The 2,951-nt window shown below is 65.4% G+C and carries 2 protein-coding genes; one reads left to right on the top strand and one right to left on the bottom strand.

The window, feature by feature from the left end; translation table 11 throughout:
• The first annotated feature begins 224 nt into the window (after positions 1-224).
• Entirely contained in the window at positions 225-1,208 is a 984-nt protein-coding gene (locus tag EOA27_RS29970; RefSeq protein WP_127249705.1) for a complex I NDUFA9 subunit family protein, read from the top strand.
• Between the two features lie 66 nt (positions 1,209-1,274).
• Here the strand turns inward: EOA27_RS29970 and EOA27_RS29965 are convergent, their stop codons facing one another.
• On the bottom strand, positions 1,275-2,645 hold the full coding sequence (locus EOA27_RS29965; RefSeq protein WP_127257930.1) for a cytochrome P450: 1,371 nt from the start codon (positions 2,643-2,645) through the stop codon (positions 1,275-1,277).
• Positions 2,646-2,951 lie beyond the last annotated feature (306 nt).

The raw sequence follows: 2,951 nt of genomic DNA, 5'->3' as shown, positions 1-2,951 counted from the left end.
CCTTGATACCGTCTTAGGTCAGGCCGACTCGTTGGCCCCTGTTTCGGCGCGGAACTGCCCGGAAAACCCCGCTTCGGCGGGGTTTTCTGTTTTCTTTCAACGCGGCGGAGCGGCATTCCGGGCAAGTTCAAAAACAGGGCAATGGCGACCTCCGGTCGCTCTTTGCCTTTGGCGAGAAACGGATTAAGAAACGGCTTCAGCCAAGCATTCGCGCGGAGCCAGTCATGACCGAAATCCTGCAGACCCCCAAGCTCGTCGTCGTCTTCGGCGGCTCGGGCTTCGTCGGTCGCCATGTCGTTCGCGCCCTGGCCAAGCGCGGCTACCGCATCCGTGTCGCCTGCCGGCGGCCCGACCTTGCCGGCCACGTGCAGCCGCTCGGCAATGTCGGCCAGATCCAGCCGGTGCAGGCCAATGTGCGCGTGCGCTGGTCGGTCGACCGCGCCGTGCAGGGCGCCGACCATGTCGTCAACCTCGTCGCCATCCTGCATGAGACCGGCCGCCAGAAATTCGGCGCGGTGCACGATTTCGGCGCGCGCGCCGTCGCCGAGGCCGCACGCTCGGTCGGCGCCGGCCTCACCCACATCTCCGCTCTCGGAGCCGACCCGAATTCCCCGTCCAGCTATGCCCGCACCAAGGCGCTCGGCGAAAAGGCGGTGTTCGATACGATCGCGGACGCCGCCATCTTCCGCCCGTCGATCAATTTCGGGCCGGAGGACTCCTTCTTCAACCGCTTCGCCAACATGGCGCGCTACTCTCCGGTGCTGCCGCTGATCGGCGGCGGACAGAACAAGTTCCAGCCGGTCTATGTCGGCGATGTCGCCGAAGCGGTGGCGCGCTCCGTCGACGGCAATGTCAGGGGCGGCCAGGTCTATGAGCTTGGCGGCCCGCAGGTGCTGACCTTCAAGGAATGCATGGAAGAGTTGCTGACGGTCATCGAACGCCGCCGTCTCCTGGTGCCGGTGCCGTTCTGGGTGGCGAACATCCAGGCATCGATCCTCCAGCTGCTGCCCAATCCGCTCCTGACCAAGGACCAGGTGCTGCAGTTGCGTGAGCACAATGTCGTCTCGGACGACGCCGTCAAGGCCGCCAGGACGCTTGCCGGGCTGGGCATCCAGCCGCAAGCGATCGCCACCATCCTGCCCAGCTATCTCTGGCGCTTCCGCGCCGCCGGCCAGTTCCAGCAGCGCCGGCCGATCGCCGACCGGTAGAGGATCTAAGTTTGATGCATGTCGTTAACCCAGAACCGCTGCACATTTCTGGGCGGCATGCATTGCTCAGCCCCGGCGCGAGACCTGCATCGGCAGGCCGCCCTGCGGCTGCGTGGTGAGCTTCTGAACCGGCCATGGCTTGGTGTCGGAGGTGACGTCGAAGCGGAAGCGCGACAACAGGATCGCTAAAGCGATGATCGCCTCCTGCATGGCGAAGCTGGCGCCTATGCACACGCGCGGGCCGGCGCCGAAGGGCAGGTACTGAAAGCGGTCGATCTTGTCGCGGTTTTCCGGGTGGAAACGCTCCGGCATGAAGGCGTTCGGCCTGTCCCAGAGTTTTCTGTGGCGGTGCACGACCCAGGGCATCACCAGCACGGCGGCGTATTTCGGAATGTAGAGGCCGTTCCAGGTCTCCGGCTCGATCGGCTCGCGGTTGATCGAAGGCGCCGGCGGATAGAGCCTAAGCGCCTCCTCGAAGGCCGCGCGGGTGAGCGGCATGGCGTCCAGCCACTTGGTCGGATCGGGCTCGCGCGCCAGCACGGCGTCGATCTCCTGCTCGACCCTGTCGCGTTCCCAGGGCGCCTCAGCCAGGCAATAGATCGTCCAGCCCAGCGCCCGCGCCGTCGTCTCGTGGCCGGCGCCGATGAAGGTGATGATGTTGTCCTCGACTTCGGCGCGGGTCAGCCCGTCCGGTCCCTCGGCCCGAAGCAGCAGGGTGAGGAAATCCTGCGGCACGCCACCCGGATCGCGCTTCATCCGTTCTTCGCGCATCTTCACCGTGCCGGCGACGATCTTGCGGAAATAGGCCATGGTCTTGCGGCCGCGGATGCGGGTGAGGCGCGGCAGCCATTCCGGAGCACGTAACAGGTCGAGCGGGTCTACGCGGCCCATGGTCTCGAACAGGCGGTCGATCTCCTTGGCGAAGCTGCCCGGCTCGCCGGCGATCTCGCCGGAAAACAGCGTCTCGGCCAGGATGTCATAGGTGAGCAGGGTCATGTCATGCGCGACATCGGTCATGCCGCCCGCTTCATAGCGGGTGACGAATTCCAGCGTGCGCTTCAGCATCGGGTCGGCGAAACCGAAGATATGGCGCGGCGTGAACACCGGCGCCATCGCCTTGCGCGAACGCTTCCAGACCTCGCCCTCGGCGGTCAGCAGCCCGTCGCGCAGGATCGGCCGCAGGATCAACTGGCGCACCGTCGCCATCTTGTAGTTTTTGGCGTTGTCGATCAGCACATGGCGGATGAGGCCGGGATCGTTGGCGACGATCAGGTGTCCGCCGACGCCATTGGCCGAAACCCACGGCTCGTTGTAGGTGTGCTCGCCCCACAATTCGAGCGGGTTGCGGTAGACGATGCGCATCATCTCCAGCGTCGAAGGCGGCTCAGTGCGCGGCTTGGGCGCCGGCGGCACGAAGGGGGCGGGCTTGGTGTCCATGAAGATGCTCCGCTGACAGCGGTGAATGTAGTGCCCGACAAGGCCGGCGTCCATGTGACCGGACGGCAGCGCACTGTCGAGCCATCTCGCCGGAATGTGACCGACATCAGCCAATAGCTGCTTGTTGCCGGCGGTGGCCTGCGATAGTCACCAATGGATACCGCCAAGCAAGGAGCTCTCCCGTGAAGCATCGTCTGAACATCATCATCGGCAGCACGCGGCCGGGACGCGCCGGTCCAATCTTCGGCGAATGGCTGGAAGGATTCACGCGCGAGCACGACAAGTTCGAGCCGGCGCTGACCGACA

Source organism: Mesorhizobium sp. M2A.F.Ca.ET.037.01.1.1, assembly GCF_003998075.1.
Taxonomy (GTDB): Bacteria; Pseudomonadota; Alphaproteobacteria; order Rhizobiales; family Rhizobiaceae; genus Mesorhizobium.
Note: the sequence above shows the minus strand (reverse complement) of the source record. Positions and strands in the feature narration are given on the sequence as shown.